General features: G+C 62.4%; 16 protein-coding genes. 3 read left to right on the top strand and 13 right to left on the bottom strand.

Going from position 1 to position 17,018, the window contains the following annotated elements; genetic code table 11:
• Positions 1–486: protein-disulfide reductase DsbD domain-containing protein (locus ACYVDE_RS03380; RefSeq protein WP_460500071.1), on the bottom strand; the 486-nt coding region annotated here is incomplete at its 3' end.
• Between the two features lie 265 nt (positions 487–751).
• Here ACYVDE_RS03380 and ACYVDE_RS03385 point away from each other — a divergent pair.
• Complete coding sequence (locus ACYVDE_RS03385; protein ID WP_460500086.1) at positions 752–2,086, top strand: hemolysin family protein; 1,335 nt, start codon at positions 752–754, stop codon at positions 2,084–2,086.
• 236 nt (positions 2,087–2,322) lie between these two features.
• Here the strand turns inward: ACYVDE_RS03385 and ACYVDE_RS03390 are convergent, their stop codons facing one another.
• The gene (locus ACYVDE_RS03390) at positions 2,323–2,835 is read right to left on the bottom strand and encodes a gamma carbonic anhydrase family protein (RefSeq protein WP_460500072.1); all 513 of its coding nucleotides are present in this window, start codon (positions 2,833–2,835) and stop codon (positions 2,323–2,325) included.
• Between the two features lie 68 nt (positions 2,836–2,903).
• On the opposite strand from ACYVDE_RS03390, the gene ACYVDE_RS03395 reads away from it, so the two are divergent.
• On the top strand, positions 2,904–3,389 hold the full coding sequence (locus tag ACYVDE_RS03395) for a hypothetical protein (RefSeq protein WP_460500073.1): 486 nt from the start codon (positions 2,904–2,906) through the stop codon (positions 3,387–3,389).
• A gap of 69 nt (positions 3,390–3,458) precedes the next feature.
• Here the strand turns inward: ACYVDE_RS03395 and ACYVDE_RS03400 are convergent, their stop codons facing one another.
• The 6 genes from ACYVDE_RS03400 to accD form a co-directional block, all read right to left on the bottom strand.
• On the bottom strand, positions 3,459–4,445 hold the full coding sequence (locus ACYVDE_RS03400; protein ID WP_460500074.1) for a radical SAM protein: 987 nt from the start codon (positions 4,443–4,445) through the stop codon (positions 3,459–3,461).
• Between the two features lie 110 nt (positions 4,446–4,555).
• Complete coding sequence (locus ACYVDE_RS03405; protein ID WP_460500075.1) at positions 4,556–5,329, bottom strand: endonuclease III domain-containing protein; 774 nt, start codon at positions 5,327–5,329, stop codon at positions 4,556–4,558.
• Between the two features lie 117 nt (positions 5,330–5,446).
• Positions 5,447–6,163: an OmpA family protein gene (locus ACYVDE_RS03410; protein ID WP_460500076.1), complete on the bottom strand. Its 717-nt coding sequence runs from the start codon at positions 6,161–6,163 to the stop codon at positions 5,447–5,449.
• A 204-nt stretch (positions 6,164–6,367) separates the two neighbouring features.
• A complete protein-coding gene (locus ACYVDE_RS03415) occupies positions 6,368–6,643 on the bottom strand; it encodes a YMGG-like glycine zipper-containing protein (RefSeq protein WP_460500077.1) in 276 nt (91 codons plus the stop codon).
• Positions 6,644–6,800: 157 nt separating this feature from the next.
• Positions 6,801–7,547, bottom strand: coding sequence for an OmpA family protein (locus ACYVDE_RS03420; RefSeq protein WP_460500078.1), 747 nt, complete (start codon positions 7,545–7,547; stop codon positions 6,801–6,803).
• A gap of 118 nt (positions 7,548–7,665) precedes the next feature.
• Entirely contained in the window at positions 7,666–8,559 is an 894-nt protein-coding gene (gene accD / locus ACYVDE_RS03425; RefSeq protein ID WP_460500079.1) for an acetyl-CoA carboxylase carboxyltransferase subunit beta, read from the bottom strand.
• A 278-nt stretch (positions 8,560–8,837) separates the two neighbouring features.
• Here accD and ACYVDE_RS03430 point away from each other — a divergent pair, with 278 nt between their 5' ends.
• On the top strand, positions 8,838–9,860 hold the full coding sequence (locus ACYVDE_RS03430; RefSeq protein ID WP_460500080.1) for an OmpA/MotB family protein: 1,023 nt from the start codon (positions 8,838–8,840) through the stop codon (positions 9,858–9,860).
• Between the two features lie 78 nt (positions 9,861–9,938).
• Here ACYVDE_RS03430 and ACYVDE_RS03435 read toward each other — a convergent pair whose 3' ends face one another.
• The 5 genes from ACYVDE_RS03435 to ACYVDE_RS03455 form a co-directional block, all read right to left on the bottom strand.
• Positions 9,939–12,710 carry a TonB-dependent receptor gene (locus ACYVDE_RS03435; RefSeq protein WP_460500081.1) on the bottom strand — a complete coding sequence of 924 codons (2,772 nt, stop codon included), beginning with the start codon at positions 12,708–12,710 and terminating at the stop codon, positions 9,939–9,941.
• A gap of 644 nt (positions 12,711–13,354) precedes the next feature.
• Entirely contained in the window at positions 13,355–14,365 is a 1,011-nt protein-coding gene (locus ACYVDE_RS03440) for an MBL fold metallo-hydrolase (RefSeq protein WP_460500082.1), read from the bottom strand.
• Between the two features lie 60 nt (positions 14,366–14,425).
• Positions 14,426–15,145: an SGNH/GDSL hydrolase family protein gene (locus tag ACYVDE_RS03445; protein WP_460500083.1), complete on the bottom strand. Its 720-nt coding sequence runs from the start codon at positions 15,143–15,145 to the stop codon at positions 14,426–14,428.
• A 128-nt stretch (positions 15,146–15,273) separates the two neighbouring features.
• Entirely contained in the window at positions 15,274–15,912 is a 639-nt protein-coding gene (locus tag ACYVDE_RS03450) for a hypothetical protein (RefSeq protein WP_460500084.1), read from the bottom strand.
• 1 nt (position 15,913) lies between these two features.
• Positions 15,914–16,747: a metallophosphoesterase family protein gene (locus ACYVDE_RS03455; protein ID WP_460500085.1), complete on the bottom strand. Its 834-nt coding sequence runs from the start codon at positions 16,745–16,747 to the stop codon at positions 15,914–15,916.
• Between the last annotated feature and the right edge of the window lie 271 nt (positions 16,748–17,018).

Below are 17,018 nucleotides of genomic sequence, written 5' to 3' on the forward strand. Positions count from 1 at the left end.
CGCGCCGGCCACCGTCAGCGGGCCGAAGGCCAGGGTTGCGCTGCCGGGCACGCACTTGCCGTCGACGGTAGTGCAGCTCTGGTAGTCGGCATCGGCCGACACGGTGAGCGGGCCGGGCTGCAGCACCTTGATGCGTTGGCGCAGCTGGCCGGTTTTTTCCCAGAAAGCCACTTCGCCCTTGAATACTTCGTCCTGCTCGTGGTGCGACTTGATGGACTCCAGCTTGCCCACCAGCGCGTAGGCCGGGCTGGGCTTGAACTTCAGGGTAAATACCGTGGGGCCGACCTCATCACTGAAATCAGAGGCGTAGAGGTGCCACTTGTCGTCGATGCGGGCATTGATAATCAGCTCCACCTCGTCGCCCACTTTGGCGGTGGGCTTGCTTAGGGCGGTGCTCAGGTGCGTGGGCGTAATTATCTGTGCCGTGGCCGTGGCCGCCAAGCCCAGCCAGAGCAGCAGCACCGGCAGTATCCGGAAATTTTTCATGAGGGAGTTGATTGTCGCGTTGGCACTTACCACGTTGCGCTTGCTGATACCGCAAAAGGCCGGCTTCTGTTATGCGCGGGCCCAACATAGGGAAGACCAGCGGCCCCGGTCATTGGTTCTTACACTCGATTTGAACGCCAAAATTACACCCGGCCACGTGAGAAATGCGTGAGCCCAAACCGCCCGTAGCCAACTACCTGCGCCAAACTGCGTACTTTTGAAGCACAATGGCCCCCAGACCGACCGCGTCGCGGGGGCCGCCAACATGGGTTTACAACTATTCTTAACCGTTTTACTCGTTCTAGTAAACGGATTTTTCGTGGCCGCCGAATTCTCGCTGATTCGCGTGCGCCTCTCGCAGCTCGAAATCAAAGCCAAGGAGGGCAGCCGGCTGGCCGGCCAGGCCCTGGGCGTGCTGCACCGCCTCTACGACTACCTCTCGGCCACGCAGCTCGGCGTGACGATTGCCTCGCTGCTGCTGGGTGCGGTGGGCGAAGAACTATTCACCGAGTTTTTTCTGAGCGTGCTGCCCCGCCTGGGCCTGAGCATCTCGCCCATCACGGCGCACAGCATCGCCGTTACGCTGGGTCTTATCGTCCTTACGTTCCTGCACGTGCTCTTCGGCGAGCTGTTTCCGAAGGCGCTGGCCATTCAGCGGCCCGAGAGCGTGAGCCTGGCGCTGGTGCTGCCCCTGCGGGGCTTCTACTTCATTACGCGGCCCCTCACCTGGTTTCTCTCCAAAGCCAGCAACCTGATGCTGGGCGCGGTGGGCATTCAGAATGTGCACGGCACCGAGGCGCACACCTCCGACGAGCTGCGCCTGCTGCTCGACCAAAGTAAGGAAAGCGGTGAGATTCAGGACTCCGAGCACGAGCTCATCGAGAACGTGTTTCAGTTCAACGACCGCATGGTGAAGCAGATTATGGTGCCCCGCACCAAGCTCTCGGCTCTCGACCTGAACGCCCCGGCCGATACCATCCTCGACCTCGTGTTCAGCGAAGGCTTTTCGCGCATGCCGGTGTACGAAGGCAACATCGACAACATCGTGGGCGTGCTCAACGTGAAGGACCTGCTGCCCATCATTCGCCGCGGCGAAACCGTGGAGCTGGCCCGCATCATGCGCCCGCCCTACTTCGTGCCCGAAACCAAGAAAATCAACCGCCTGCTGCGTCAGTTCCAGCGCAAGCACATTGTGATGGCCATTGTGAGCGACGAGTTCGGCGGCGTGTCGGGCATTGTCACCATCGAGGACATCATGGAAGAGCTGGTGGGCGAAATCCAGGACGAGTACGACAACGAGGTGCCCGTGGTGGAGAAGGTGACCGAAGATGAGTACCGCGTGAACCCCGCCACGCCCATCTCCGACGCCAATGAGTACCTCCCCTACCCCCTGCCCGAAGGCGAAGACTACGAAACCGTGGGCGGCCTGCTCAACGTCATCTACGGCAGCATTCCGGAAGTAGGCGACGTGGCTGTGCTCGACCCCTACGAATTCCGCGTACTGCAACGCTCGCGCCGCGCCGTGGAGCTGGTGCAGCTGCGCGTCACGACGCCGGCCGAGCGCGAAGCCCCCCGTGGGGAGCTCAGCGACGAGCTGTAATCCGAACTACCCAAAAATGACCGTTTCCGCCTGGTTTCAATTTGAAGCCGGGCGGAAACGGTCATTTTTGGGTAGGTTTAAATCGAACCAAGGCAAAAACAGCCGTATCTGGTCAGGTTTAAATTGGAGGTAGCCAGGTACAGCTGTTTTCGGTCAGGTTCAACTTTCATCAGGGCAAAAACAGCTGCCTCCGGCCGCGTCGTGGCATAAACAGCCCGGCGGAACTCCCGGCCGGATTATCGCAGCCAACTGGCGTAGGTCTGATAATTGGCGGCCGTGCGCCGCAGCCCTTCGCGCTGCTCCTCCGTCACGGGCTTGATTCTTTTGGCCGGCACCCCGGCGTAGAGGAAGCCCGGCTCGCACACGAAATTTTCGAGCACCACCGCCCCCGCCGCGATGATGCAGCCGGTGCCCACCACGGCGTGGTCCATCACGATGGCCCCCATACCGATGAGCACGTCGTCCTCCACGGTGCAGCCGTGCACCAGCGCCCGGTGCCCGATGCTCACGCGGCTGCCGATGCTAAGCGGGGCTTTTTGGTAGGTGCAGTGCAGCACCGCGCCGTCCTGAATATTGGTTTCGTCGCCGATGCGGATGCTATGCACGTCGCCGCGAATCACGGCCGTGAACCAGACGGTGCATTTGGCGCCCAGCACCACGTCGCCGATGATGGTGGCGTTGTCGGCCACGAAACAATCGGCGGGAATTTCCGGCAAAATGCCGTGAACGGGTAATATGAGGGCGGGCATGGCGATACAGTCGGTGGTTTGGCCGTAAATATGCGGCCGTTTACCTTTTCACCCCTTTCGCTTGCCTTATGCTTTTTCAGGAACGCCAGGTGTTCATCCGGCGCTGGTGGCCGCTGCTGCTGGTGCCCGTAGTGGTGGTTGCCGCGTTGCTGTGGCTGTTGCCGGCCAAACCCTTTCATGCCGACTGGAGCGCCGGGGTGGCCGGCATCGCAGTAGCCCTGGGCGTCGGCCTGCTGCTCACGCTGCGCCTCGAAACCCGCCTCGACGCGGCTGGCGCGCACTACCGGCTGTTCCCGCTGCAATGGCGCTGGCAGGTGCGGCCCTGGCCCGAAATTGCCCAGGCCAACGTGCGCACCTACGACCCGCTGGGCGAATACGGCGGCTGGGGCCTGAAAGGCACGCGCCGCAATCGCGCTTACAGCATCTCAGGCGACCAGGGCCTGCAACTCGTGCTACGCGATGGCACCCGCCTGCTGCTGGGCACCCAGCGCCCGGCCGAAATCACGCAGGCGCTGACGCAGCTGAAAGTGCCGGGAGTAGCGCAGACTTTGTAGTTCGCGTCTCCGCGCCATTAGCGCCGTTTGGGTTTCCGCCGGGGGGGGACGCGGACTACAAAGTCCGCGCTACGCCACGCCCACCAGCCGCTTCCAAGTCCCCTTTTCCCAATTATACTTGAGAGTACTGGGCAGTGCCTGCCAGAAATATTTGCTGGTTTCGACCGCGAAGCTGGGCTGCATGTAGCAGTTGATGGTGCAGCCCTCGCAGGCCGGCAGGCGGCCCTCCAGCGCGGCCAGGCGCTGGGTTTCGGGCGCATTGTAGAGGTCGAATAATTTCCCGGCTATGGGGAATTTCTGCTCGCCCAAGTGGTAGCAGGGCAGCACCAGCTCATTGCTGGGCGAGATGACGAGCGTGGTACTGGCCGCCCGGCACACCGGCGCAGCCACATGGTTGCCCCCATCGCGCCGCAATTGGATGAAGGCTTCGTTCAGATACACGCCCTTGCGCTTGCCGAAAGCCGAGAGGTAATCCAACTCCTCGGGGGTGAGTTGCTCGCCGGTTTCCACGTCGCCGTACTCGAAGGCGGGGTTGAGGATGAGCACGAGGCCGTTGGGCTGGGTGATGTCGCGGTACACCGCCTCCAAATCCTGCAGGTTTTTGCGGAAGACGGTGAACAGAATGTCGGGCCGCTCGCCCAGTTCCCTGGCCACCCGAATGCTTTCGAGCACGAAATCGTAGCAGGCCACGCCCCGGCCCAAATCGTGGGTGTCGCGGTCGGCCGAGTCGAGCGAAAAGTGCAGCATATCGACTTTGCCGCGCAGCTTTTCCGCATTTTTGGGGTAGAGCAGCCCGTTAGTCGTCACGGTCGTGATGAAGCCCATCTCCCGCGCCAGCCCCAGAAACTCGGGCAGCTGCCGGTGCAGCAGCGGCTCGCCGCCAGTAAAGTCAATTACCGACACGCCCAGCCGCTTGAGGTCGCGCAGGTTCTGCGTCACGTCTTCGAGCGTAATGTAGGGTGAAGGCTTCTCCCAGATGTCGCAAAACGCACACTTCGCATTGCAGCGGTACGTGACGTAGTAGTTGCAGAGAACGGGGTGCTTAACGAGGCGCATGGCAGTAGCGCCGACTTTTAGTCCGCGCGTGAATTGGAATTCAATCGCAAGCTACCGAGTGCGCACTTGAATAGTTTTCAACTCGCGGACTAAAAGTCCGCGCTACAAAGCTAATGCGGCAGCTTGCCCCAGGCGGCGGCGTCCCACTTGGCGGGCGTGGCGGCTAGCGCCTCGGCCGTGGCCGGCCCGAAATGCTCCTCGTAGTAGTTGCAGAAACCCTTTAGCGGGCAGCGGGCGCAATTCGGCTTCAGGAAGAAGCAAATCTGCTGCCCGTGCCAGTAGTTGTGCTTGTGGAAGTTAAACAGCGTTTCGGCATCGGCCGGCAGCAGGGCCAGCAGCACGCTGTGCGCTTTCTCCACCGATACCTTCGGCCCCAGAAAGCCCACCCGCTGCGCCACCCGATGCACGTGCGTATCGACGGGCAGCACCGGCTTGTGATAATTGAACAGCAGCAGCAGCGAAGCCGTTTTCAGGCCAATGCCGGGCATCTCCGTCAGCCATGCCATCCCCTTCTCAGTCGGCCAGTCGGCCAGAAAGTCCAGCTCGTAGGGCCCACCCGTTTCGGCCCGGATGCGCCGCAGAATCTCCTGAATCCGCGGGGCCTGAGTATCGGGCCAGCGCGTGGTGCGGATGGCGTGGGCCAACTCCTGGGTCGGAGCCGCCTCCACCCCGGCCCAGTCGCCGAAGGCTTCCAGCATGCGGTCGTAGGCCAACTCCTCGTCGGCGTGCGTGGTGCGGTGCGAGAGCACGGTCGAAATCAGCTCGCGCATGGGCGTGCGGCGCGGCTCGGGCGGCAGGTGGCCGTAGAAATGGTCGAGAATCTGGTGGTCGGCCCAGGCTTTTTCGGCAGCGGGCGAAGAATAAGTAGCATCGGGTGCAGGCATGGGTGGGTTTACCCGCACGCTCGCGGCAAGGTTGCCACGAACTTAAAAAGGCCAGACATAAAAAAACCGGCAGCCGTGGGCTGCCGGTTTTTCCGTTGCTATCGCGCAATGCGCGGCTTACAACTGGCCTTTTTTGGCGGCTTTCTGCATCTTCTCGTTGGCGAAGATGGCCACTTCTACGCGGCGGTTGGCGGCTTTGCCAGCAGCGGTGCTGTTGTCGCCCACGGGCTGGGTCGAGCCGTAGCCGGTAGCGGTGATGCGGGCTGCATCCACACCCTGAGCCTGAATCTCGTTCGATACAGCCTGGGCGCGACGCTCCGACAGGGGCTGGTTGATGGCGTCCGAACCCGAGCTGTCGGTGTGGCCTTCTACCACCACGTTGGTGTCGGCGTACTTCTTGAGGGTAGCGGCCAGCTGGTCGATGTTGCCAGCGGCTTCCGGGGTCAGGTTCGACGAGTTGGTGCCGAACAGGATGCCCGAAGCAAAGGTAATTTTGATGCCCTCACCTACGCGTTCCACTTTGGCGCCTTCGAGGTCGCGACGCAGTTCGGCAGCGGCCTTATCCATTTTGCGGCCAATCAGCGCGCCGGCCGTGCCACCCACTACGGCACCAATAATGGCACCCTTAGCCGTGCCCGACTTACCGCCAATGAGGCGGCCAGCTACACCACCGGCCACGGCACCGCCCAGGCCACCGATGAGGCCGCCTTTCAGGGTTTTGCTCATGCCTTTTGGCTTGGCCGTCGATACGGTAGAAGTCTGGGCCTGGGCGAAGTTGTTTACCAACAGCACCAGCGCCAGGAGGAAAGCGAGTGATGAACGAAAGAATTTCATGATGTAAAAAAGGGGTTGGGAAGAAAATACCGCTGCTTTTGCAATGGGGCGGCAAGTACGCCATTTGCAACCACCTTGCCAAACTTGTGCCGCCAAGCGTAGCCCGGTGCCAGTCGAACCGGCTTTCTTACACTACCAACCATAAAAAAGGCCCTGCGCGATGCGCAGGGCCTTTTTATCAATAGGCAGCTATGCCGCTATTGCTTATTTCTTGCCTTTGTAGTTGTAGTAGCGGGCGGGGTCCTTCTTCTTGTCGCGGTTGCGGCCAATAAGGCCACCACCTACCACGCCGGCTGCGGCACCTACCACGGCGCCTTTGCCGCCGCCCAGCAGGCCACCAGCTACGGCGCCAGCACCACCGCCAATGGCGGCACCTTTGGCCTTGTTGCTCCAGCCTTTTTTAGGGGTTTGTGCCTGGGCGCTGCCCACCAGCATAACGAGTGCCAGCAAAATCAGGAAATATGCTTTGAAAGTCTTCATGACGAATGGATAAGAGGGAGAAAGATGATGGGCTTTTAACGCGGCGGGTAAGTGGCGGGTTGTGCTTCGCTGCATTTTTTCATCAGCTCACCGGCCGTAAAAAAGGCCGCCCATTGTGGGCGGCCTCTTCAACACGTTACGAATTTTAGCGAGCAGCTTACAGGCGGCCTTCTTCGGCAGCTTTCTTCATCTTCTCGTTGGCGTAGATGGCCACTTCTACACGACGGTTAGCTTGGCGGCCTTCGGCGGTCGTGTTGTCGCCCACGGGCTGGGTCGAGCCGTAGCCCTGGGTGGTAACGCGGCTCGACGACACGCCCTTGGCGATGGTAGAGGAAGCTACGGCCTGCGCGCGACGCTCCGAGAGGGGCTGGTTAATGGCGTCGGTGCCGGTGTTGTCGGTGTGGCCTTCAATCAGCACGTTGGTGTCGGGGTATTTCTGCAGCACAGCAGCCATTTTGGTAATGTCAGACTCTGACGCCGGACGCAACGTGGCCGAGTTGGTATCGAACAGAATACCCGAGTCGAAGGTGATTTTGATGCCTTCACCCACGCGCTCCACGCGGGCACCTTTCATGTCGGTCTGCAGTTCAGCAGCCGCCTTGTCCATCTTACGGCCGATGATGGCACCCGTGGTACCACCGGCAGCGGCACCCACGATAGCGCCAATGGCCGTGCCCTTGCCGCCACCCAGCAGGCCGCCGAGTACGCCGCCCAGCACGGCCCCGCCACCGGCACCCAGCAGGCCGCCTTTGGTGGTTTTGCTCATGCCGGTTTTGCGGGCCCCGGTGCCATTGTTAGTCGAAAGGTCGGGCTGCGTGGTGCTGGCTTGCTGCGAGGTGGCGCAGGAGCTGAACAGCAGCACGAAAGCCATCAGCACAGAAAGGAGAGATTTGGAGGTGTTCATGTGAAAATGAAAGATTGATGAGTTGTTTCGGCCCGTATACGGAAAAAACCCGTTCCTGGTCCAGGAACGGGTTTTTCAAGAAGTGTGCCGAAATAGCAAAAACCGTTTCTACGGGCTTCTATTGCGCTTTTACCGCTGCACGTTTTGGGGCAGAAGCGGCCGATGGGGCCGGCCGGAGCATGCCCAGCAAGTCGGCCAGGCGCTGCTTCAGCTCGCGGCGGTCCACAATAAAATCCAAGAAGCCGTGCTCGAGCACAAACTCGGCGCTCTGAAAGCCTTTGGGCAGGTCTTTGCCGATGGTTTCCTTGATAACGCGCGGGCCGGCAAAGCCGATGAGCGCGCCTGGCTCGGCAATGTTGAAGTCGCCCAACATGGCAAACGAAGCCGTAACGCCGCCCGTCGTAGGGTCGGTAAGGAGCGAAACGTAGGGCACGCCGGCTTCGGCCAGCAGGGCGAGCTTGGCCGAGGTTTTGGCCATTTGCATCAGCGAGTAGCCGGCTTCCATCATGCGGGCCCCGCCCGAGCGCGAAATCATGAGGAAGGGCGTGCGTGTCTGGCGGGCGTAGTCGATGGCGCGGGCAATTTTTTCGCCCACCACCGAGCCCATCGAGCCGCCAATAAACTTGAAATCCATGGCCGCCACCACCAGCGGCTGGCCGGCGCTCAGGCCGTGGGCCGTGCGCACGGCATCCTTCAGGCCGGTGCTGCGCTCGGTGGCCACAATACGCTTGGGATACTCTTTGGTATCGACGAAGTGCAATGGGTCGCCGGAGGTGAGGTTGGCGTCGAGCTCTTCAAACTGGCCACCATCGAAAAGCAGTTCGAAGTAGTCGGCCGCGTCGATGCGGTCGTGGTGGCCGCAGTTGCCGCACACGTAGCGCAGGCGCTTGTGCTCGGCCATGGTGGCCACCGTTTTGCACTCGGGGCACTTGTACCAGAGGCCGTCGGGCGTCTCTTTTTTCTGGTCGGTGGGGGTTACGATGCCCTTTTCTACGCGCTTGAACCAGGCCATAGTGTTCGTTTGTAGCTGAGAGCGAGTAGCAGTCAGCATTGTTTTTATAGGAGAGAGCTACCCGTCGGCAACAGGCAGTGTAGTGTCAAAACCGGGCGTCAAAGATAAGCGACAACCTACTGCCTGCCACAACTGACCAGTTGCTACGCCAGAAAGCTATGCAGAGATGCTTCCGCGGGCTGTAATGTGCCCGGGCCGGCCGCTGGTTGCTACCTTGCCGGGCCAACGCGGCCGGGCAGGCCGGCCGCCGATGGCTCTGTTTCTCCGTGTTGTTTTCCGTGCGAATCTTCTCCCCTGCCCTGCTGGGCCTGGCCCTGCTGGCTGCTCCCACCCTCACCGGGTGCGTGACGGCCCGCAAGTACGACGACCTGGCCGCCCGCCAGAAAGCCGATGCCGACGGCAAAGCCGCCGCCGAGCGCCAGCTGCAAGCCACCACCGGCCAGCTGCAGAAAGCTTCCGACGAGCTGGCCCAGCTGCGCCTCACCCAAAAGCGCCTCGTGAACGACTCGGCCGAGACCGGCGCGGCCTACCGCAAAACCCGGACGCTCTACAACGAGTTGAACAGCAGCTACGACAAGCTGCTCAAGAACAGCGACCGGGAGCTGGCCAATAAGTCGTCTGATTACAACAAAGTAGCCAAGGACCTGGCCCGCCGCGAAGCCGAGCTGGGCGAGTTGGAAACCACCCTGCAAAAAGCCAAAGCCAACAACGACCGCCTCGCCGCCGACCTACAAAGCCGTGAAGCCCGCCTCACCGAGCTCACCAAAGCCCTGGCCGACAAGGATAAGGCCGTGGACGACCTGAAGGCCCGCGTGAGCAAGGCCCTGCTCAGCTTCAGCGGCAGCGACCTGCAGGTGAAGCTGAAAGACGGCAAGGTGTACGTGTCGCTCTCGGAGCAACTGCTGTTCAAGTCGGGCTCGACCAAAGTGGACCCTAAAGGCCAAGAGGCCCTGAAAAAGCTCGCCACCGTGCTGCAGGAACAGAAAGATGTGAACGTGGTGGTGGAAGGCCACACCGACAACGTACCCATTCTGCGTGGCACGGCGGGCCTGACGGACAACTGGGACCTGAGCGCCCTGCGCGCCACCGAAATTGCGCGCCTGCTCACCACGGCCGGCGTTTCGCCGGAGCGCGTCACGGCTTCGGGCCGCAGCCAGTACGTGCCCGTGGCTCCCAACGATTCGCCCCAGAACAAGGCCATGAACCGCCGCACCGAGATTATTCTCACGCCCAAGTTGGATGAGCTGTTTCAGATTCTGGGCAGTAATTCCAGCACGCCAGCAGCTCCAACCGGAAAATAGCAAAGCATCCAAAGCAAAAAAGCCCATCAGGAAATGCTGACGGGCTTTTTTGCTTTTGGCTTGATTACAGATACTCTTTTACAGCGTGAAGTTCACGCGGCCGAAGTAGAACGCGCCGTTGAAGCCGAACTGGTTGGAATTGTAGAGGAAGCGGCCGCGGTTGGTGGCATCCAACGTCGAGTAAGTCAGGCTTTGCTCGTTGTTGTTGGGGTCCTGGTAGAGGCGGTCAGGATAGATGTTGAACAGGTTGTTCACGCCCACGCTCAGGCCGATGTTCTTGATAATTTGGGCGCTGACGGTCAAATCCGTTACCCATTTGGCCGAGAAGGTCTGGTCGATGAACGAGCGGGTGGGGTCGGCGTCCTTGGTCTGCACTTCGCCGAAGCGCACGGTGCGCAGGTTCAGCCCGAAGATTTTGTAGCCGTAGTCGGCGCTCAGGTTGATTTTACTGCGGGGCTGGCCGTTTTCGAGGCGGGCGCGCTGGGCGCGGTCGAACAGGGTGTTTTGCAGGCTGGGATTGCTGTCGATGGTGGCGGAGCTGTTGAAGCTGCGCACCACCGTCTCGTTGAAGTTGGCGGCGGCCGTCAGGGTCAGGCGGCTGTCGGGGCCGAGGGTGAGGCGCTCGTTGGCCACGATGTCGATACCCTGCGTGCGGGTGTTCACGGCGTTGGCGAAGAACTGCACGCCCTGCACCGGGTTCTGGCCGGGGCGCGGGTTGGCCGCGAGAATGGCCGCCACCGCCGCATTGCCGCGGCTGAACTGCGAGCTGAGCACGATGCGGTCGCGGATGTCAATCTGGTAGGCATCCACGGTCAGGGTAATGGTTTTCAGCACACGCGCGGTGAGGCCGACGCTGTAGTTAGTCGATTTTTCCTGCTTCAGCGAGCCAATGCCGAAAGCTTTGGTGATGGGGTCGTCGTTGTTGGTGGTCAGCACTTCGCGCAGCTCGCCGCTGGTGAACTGCGTGCTGGAGTTGGTGAAGTAGCGCTGCTGCAACGAGGGCGCCCGGAAGCCGTTGCTAAGCGCGCCGCGCAGGGCCAGCCCATCGAGCAGGCTGTAGCGGGCGGCTATTTTGCCACTCACGTTCGAGCCGAAATCGGAGTAGCGCTCGGCGCGGCCGGCCAGGTCAATCAGCAGCTTCTCGGTGATGTCGCTTTCCAGGTCGAGGTAGCCCGACACGTTGTTGCGGCTTTGGTTCAGGGCATCGGAGGGGCGGTAGCCAGCAAAGCCCTGCGAGCCGGCAGCGGCCGGACTGCCGTTCACCTTGCGGTCGCCGAGAATATAGGAGCCGGTCTCGCCCGGGTTAATCTGGAAGTTATCGACCCGGAACTCGCCGCCAAAGGCCACGTTCAGCGTAGCCAGCGGCCCCACTTCCGTGAACCGACGCGTGAAGCCCAGGTTGGTGGTATTCTGCTGGAAAGCCAGCTCACCGGCGTAGAAGCTGCGGGGGCTGGTGCCCGCCGGCAGCGAGGCGTTCAGCGTGTTGCTGATGTTGTAGGCCAGCGCGTTGCGGCCGTAGGTGTTGCTAAGGTCGGCGGCGAAGCCGAAAACTTTGCCGCGCAGGCCCACGATGGCCGAGCCATCGTTCACGGTGCTGTTGATGAAGGGCAGAAAGCCGTTGGGATAGATGCTGGCGTCGGTTTGCGTAACCTGCGTGGGTAGGCGGTAGAGCGCACCCGACGAACCCGTGCGGCGCGTGAGGCCGCCCGCGAAATAGGCCTCTAGGCCGATGCTGGGGGCCAGCGTGTAGGCCGCGTTCACGAAGCTGCCGTAGGTGCGGGTGTCGGCGCTGCCCACCCGAATGTCGCGGCGGTTGAAGCCGTTCTGGGCCACCAGGGCGTTGTCGCGGGCTTTTAGGTCAAGCTTCTGCGCATCGGTGAGGCCGGCCGGGTAGTTGCCGCCGGTGGTGCCTAAGTAGATAAGCGGGGCCGTATCGAGGCCGCTGCGGTCGACGTAGCTGCGGTTCGAGAACTGGCCGCTCACGTTCACGAAGCCGCGGTGGTTGAGGCCGAAGCCCAGGTTGGCATCGGCCTGGAACACCTGGCCGTCGCTCTTGGCGGTTTGGCCGGCGGTGCTGCTCACGCTCACGCCGGTGGTATCGTCTTTCAGCTGAATGTTGATGACGCCGGCAATGGCGTCGGAGCCGTACTGGGCGGCCGCACCGTCGCGCAGAACTTCCACGCGCTTGATGGCGGCGAGCGGAATCACGTTCATGTCGGTGCCTACCGAGCCACGGCCCGGCGTGCCATTGATGTTGACCAGCGCCGAGGTGTGGCGGCGCTTGCCGTTCACGAGCACCAGCACCTGGTCGGGGCCGAGGCCGCGCAGGGTGGCGGGGTCCACGAAGTCGGTGCCGTCGGTTACGGTCTGGCGCGTGCTTTGGAACGAAGGCGCGATGTAGGTCAGAATCTGCGTCACATCGGTTTGGGCGTAGGCCTTGATTTCGCGGGCCGAAATCACATCCACCGGCGCAGTGGTGAGGATGTTAGAGCGGCCCTCGGTGGCGCGCGAGCCCGTCACCACTACTTCGTTCAGCTCAGTCTGGTTGGCGGCGAGGCGGATTTCGAGGGTAGTGCGGCCGTTCAGCGGCACGGTTTGGGTGAGCGAGCCCACGGCCGAGAACACCAGTGTGGCCGTGGCCGGTACGTTGCCGAGCGAGAAGCGGCCCTCAGCATCGGTGCTGGTGCCATTGGTGGTGCCTTGCTGCAGCACCGTTACGCCGGGCTGGCTTTGGCCGGCGGTGTCGAGCACGCGGCCGGTTACGGTAAGGTTCTGGGCCCAGGCGGCAGCCGTGGTCAGCCACACGAGCAGCGCCACCAGCCCGATTCGGGTAGTTGTAGGGTGTATCATCTGTAAAAGGGAAAATAAAACGGGTAGCTGGCGGCCCCAAGGGCTATGTTGGGCCAGCCAAACCCAGAAAAAAAGAAAAGCCGCGCGCCCGGCCGGCCAAGCTGCATGCGGGGCAGCCAGGCCGGTAAAGGCATCCATCAAAATCAATAATTACTATATACCAGAAATAATAGCACAGGTTACATGACCGCCCGTAGGCACCGCTGAGGCCGGACCAACGCCGGCAACCCGCATTTTTTCTGGTCTGCCAGTCAGCCGGCCAACGCCCCAGGCGCCTAGATGCCGGCTACTGCCCTATCCTACCAACAACAGCAACAGCAACCCACCGCGGCCACGCACACGAGCGCCGGCAAGCTGGTCAGGTTGAAGAAAGGGCGGTTGGGGGCCAACCGGCGCCCCGAAATCGGGGCAGCGGCTGCGAGGGATTGTATCACAGGGCAAAAATAAAGTCTGATGCCGAGGCCGGACGGCGACCGGGATCGAGTGGCTATAAGCCGTAAGCGTGGCAAATGTTTACGGCCGCGCTTTTTGTACGTGAAAAACGCTTGTCATCCTGAGCAGAGCGAAGGACCTTCTCACGTTAGAATTTCTGACATGAGAAAGTCCTTCGCTCTGCTCAGGATGACAACGAGTTGGCAAACAGACTACTTCCACCAGCTCGAGTTCAGCGGGCCCGCAGCCACATCCACCCACTGGCCAGGGGCGGGCAGCAGTAGCGGCACATCGGCTTCGGCGGCTTCGAGCAGACGCTGCACCGGCTGCCGCCAGGCATGAAACGCCAGGTTGAACGTGCCCCAGTGCAACGGCAGCAGCGGGCCGCCGCCCAGCAGCCGGTGGGCCGCTAGGGCATTATCGGGCCCAAGGTGAATTTCGGCCCACTCGGGGTCGGAGGCACCAATTTCGAGCATCACAAGGTCGAAAGGGCCGTAGGCTTTCCCAATCTGCCGGAAGCCTTCGTCGAGCGGGCCCGAGTCGCCGCCGAAAAACACTTTGTGCGTAGGCCCCAGCAGGCACCACGAGGCCCAAAGCGTGTCGTTGCGCGTGAGGCCGCGGCCCGAGAAGTGACGGGCCGGCGTGGCCGTGAGCGTAAAATCGTCGCTCAGCCGGGCGGTTTCCCACCAATTCAGCTCGGTGATTTGCAGGGCGGGCACGCCCCAGCGGCGCAGGTGCGCGCCCACGCCCAGCGGGCAGAAAAACGGCACGCCAGTACTACTCAGCACGCGAATGGCGGCCGGGTCGAGGTGGTCGTAGTGGTCGTGCGAGAGTACCACGGCATCCAGCTTCGGCAGCTGCGCGAGCGGTAGCGGCGGCGCGAAAAACCGCTTCGGCCCCAGCAGCTGCGAGGGCGATACCCGCTCGCTCCACACCGGGTCGGTGAGAATGCGGCGGCCATCGATTTCGAGCAGCGTAGTGCTGTGGCCCAGCCAAGTGGCACGCAGGGCATCGACCGGCACCGGCGCGGCCAGCGTAGCCACATCGGCCCGGAAAGGGCCGAGTGGCGCTTTGGGCTCCCGCTCGGCCTTCTCAAACAGCCAGCGCTTCAGCATCGCCCCGTAGCCCGAGGGCGGGCTGACGGTGGTGGGCACGGCATTCTCGTAGGTTTTGCCGTTGTAGGCGGCTTGCAGACGTGGAGCGGAAATAGTTCTAGCGTTCATTCCTGCCGCAGACGCACAACCGGACAGAATACTTGACACCGGCCCGGCCGGTTCCCTCGGCTACCGCAACAGCGCCTGCACCACGGGCAGCGTGCGCTCGGCCCAAAGCCGCATTTGCGGGCCCGAGTAGTGCAGGCCGTCGCGGGTGAACTGGCTACTGTTGCCAGCCGCGGCGCGGGTCAGGTCGGTGATGTTGAGGTACGCCACGTTGGCCTGGCGACACTCATCCTGCGCCACGGCGTTGAACTGGTCGATTTCAAGCGCGATGGCCGCCGGGTCGCGGCCCTGGCGCTGGCCGAAGGGCGACTGCCCCCAATCGGGAATGGAAAGCACTACCACACGGCCCGGCCGCCCGCCGGCAAAGCCAATGGCCTGCTGCAACAGCATTCGAAATTCGGTGCGGTACTGCATCGGCGACTGGCCCCGGTACTGGTTATTCACCCCAATCAGCAGCGACACCAGCTCGTAGGAGGCCGCCGGCTTGGCCGCGGCAATGGCGGCCAGCAATTCGGTCGTGGTCCAGCCGGTGCGGGCAATGTAGTCGGGCTCGGCTACGGCCAGGCCCTGGGCCGTGAGCAGGCCCGCCAGCTGCGTGGGCCAACGGTCGGCAGCCGCCACGCCTTCGCCAATGGTATAGGAATCGCCCAGGGCCAGATAGGGGCGCGCCGTGGAGCCAGTGTTGTTATCACCGGAGGTGCTGGCCGGCACTACCTGCGGCGCGGCACAGCCAAAGCCACCGGCCAGCAGCACGGCCAGCACGAAAGCAAACAGACGATTCATCAGGTACGATTTCAGATTTCAACCGCCGCACCTACGCCAATGGTGACCCCGCAGATTGCGAGAAGCCCCTGCCCACCGGATTTTCATTTCCGGCCGCAGGGGCCTTTTGCCAGGAAAGCAATGGGCCGCTAGAAGTCGGCTTTCAGCCCCAGCGCCAGCGTGAGCAGCTGGCCGAAGCCGAGGCCGCCGTTGCGGTTGTTCAGCCAGCTGGCCAGGTACAAGTCGTTGCTGCCCAGCTCGTAGTACGCCGATATTTTGCGGGGCTGGCCGGTGGCGGCAATGGGCGGGGCCAAAAACGTGATGCGGCTGCCCAGCAGCGGGCCGTAGCGCGTATCGGTCGAAAACCAGTAGTAGTCGCTGGCGTACTGCCCCTTCAACTCGTCGTTGATGGTGCCGTGGGTATAGCTGAAGTACGCCCCCACCGTGAGCGGCACCACCTGCAGCTTCTCGCCTACCGGCAGCCGAAACGGCGAGTACATGAACTTGAGCGAGGCCAGGCTGAGCGTGGAGCCGGCGTAATACTTGGGCACGTAGCCGATGAGAATATCGGTTTCGAGGCGGTTTTTGGCAAATTCGTAGCCGGCGCCAGCGGCCACCATGCCCAGGCCACCGCCGGTTTGCAGGGCCAGGTGCTTGGGGCGGTACCAGGGGCGCTCGGCGCGGGGGGCAGCTTGGGCCGGCTTAGCAGCGGCAGTTGTATCGGGCGGGGTGGCGGCAGCGGCACGCAGGCCGGTTAGCAGCAGGGCAAACAATAGCGTCTTCATCATCTTAAAACTTCACGCGTTTGATGCGGAACTGCTTGTCGCCCCACACGGTAACGACCATGTAGTGGCGCTCCGAAAAAGCGTCGGAATTAACGTAAGTCACGCCGTCGTTGTAGGGCTGCGAAATGCCGTACGAGTGGTTGTGGCCGTTCATCTCGAACACCAGGCCCGGGGTTTCGCGCAGGGCCTGCACATAGGGCTGGCGCAGGGCGGGGTCGAAGTCGTCGTTGGTAGGCGGCACGTGTGAGATGACCACTTTGCGCCGTGCCCCGTCGAAGCTGGCCAGCTGGGGTTTCAGCCAAGCCATGTCGGGGGCAGTGCCGTCGAAGTTGTACTCGCGGCCGTTGGTGTCCACCATAATAAACTTGGTGTTGCCGTACACAAACGAGTAGTTGAACGCACCAAAAATGTGCTGGTACGTGGGGCGGCCATTGCCCACCAAATCGTGGTTGCCGATGACGGTGACGTAGGGCACGGTCAGGCGGCGCAGCTTCTCATCCACCCAGCGCATTTCGCGGGCCAGGCCGAAGTCGGAAATATCGCCGGCCACCACCATAAAGGAAATGCCGGGCTGCTGGTTCGCGCTGGCTACCAAGGCCTCGGCCTCGTCGTAAAACTGCTGCGAGTCGCCAGTGAAGATGAAGCGCAGGGTATCGCCCGCCGCCAGGGGCCGGGCCGCCAGCTTGGCCAGGTTCTTCTCGGTCAGGTTGGTGAATTCTTCGGGAACGCGGTGGTCGTTGGGGCTGAACTCGATGAGGTTGCAGCCCGCCAGGGCCAGGCCTACCGCCGCCCCGGGCAGCACCCGCGCCCAGCGGCGCACATAGATAACGGAAAACATACGGACAACGCCGGCCCGCGGCCGGCTGATAAAACCAGAATTAAAACAGAATCTTCCTTAAACTCCTCCGGTAAGCCCAGGGTTGGGAGTTAATTCGGTTTTAATCTGAGCTGCTGCCCGCTGGCAAACCCCATCCATGTAGCCAACAACTACTTACTGCACACAAGCCAACTACCTCAGCCCATCACCGCCACCAGCTGCAGAGCGGCTTCGGCCAGGGCGACATCGCCGGTGATGCGCGCATGGGCCCGCGCCTGGGCCGGCCGCAGGC

The organism is Hymenobacter agri (assembly GCF_054778495.1).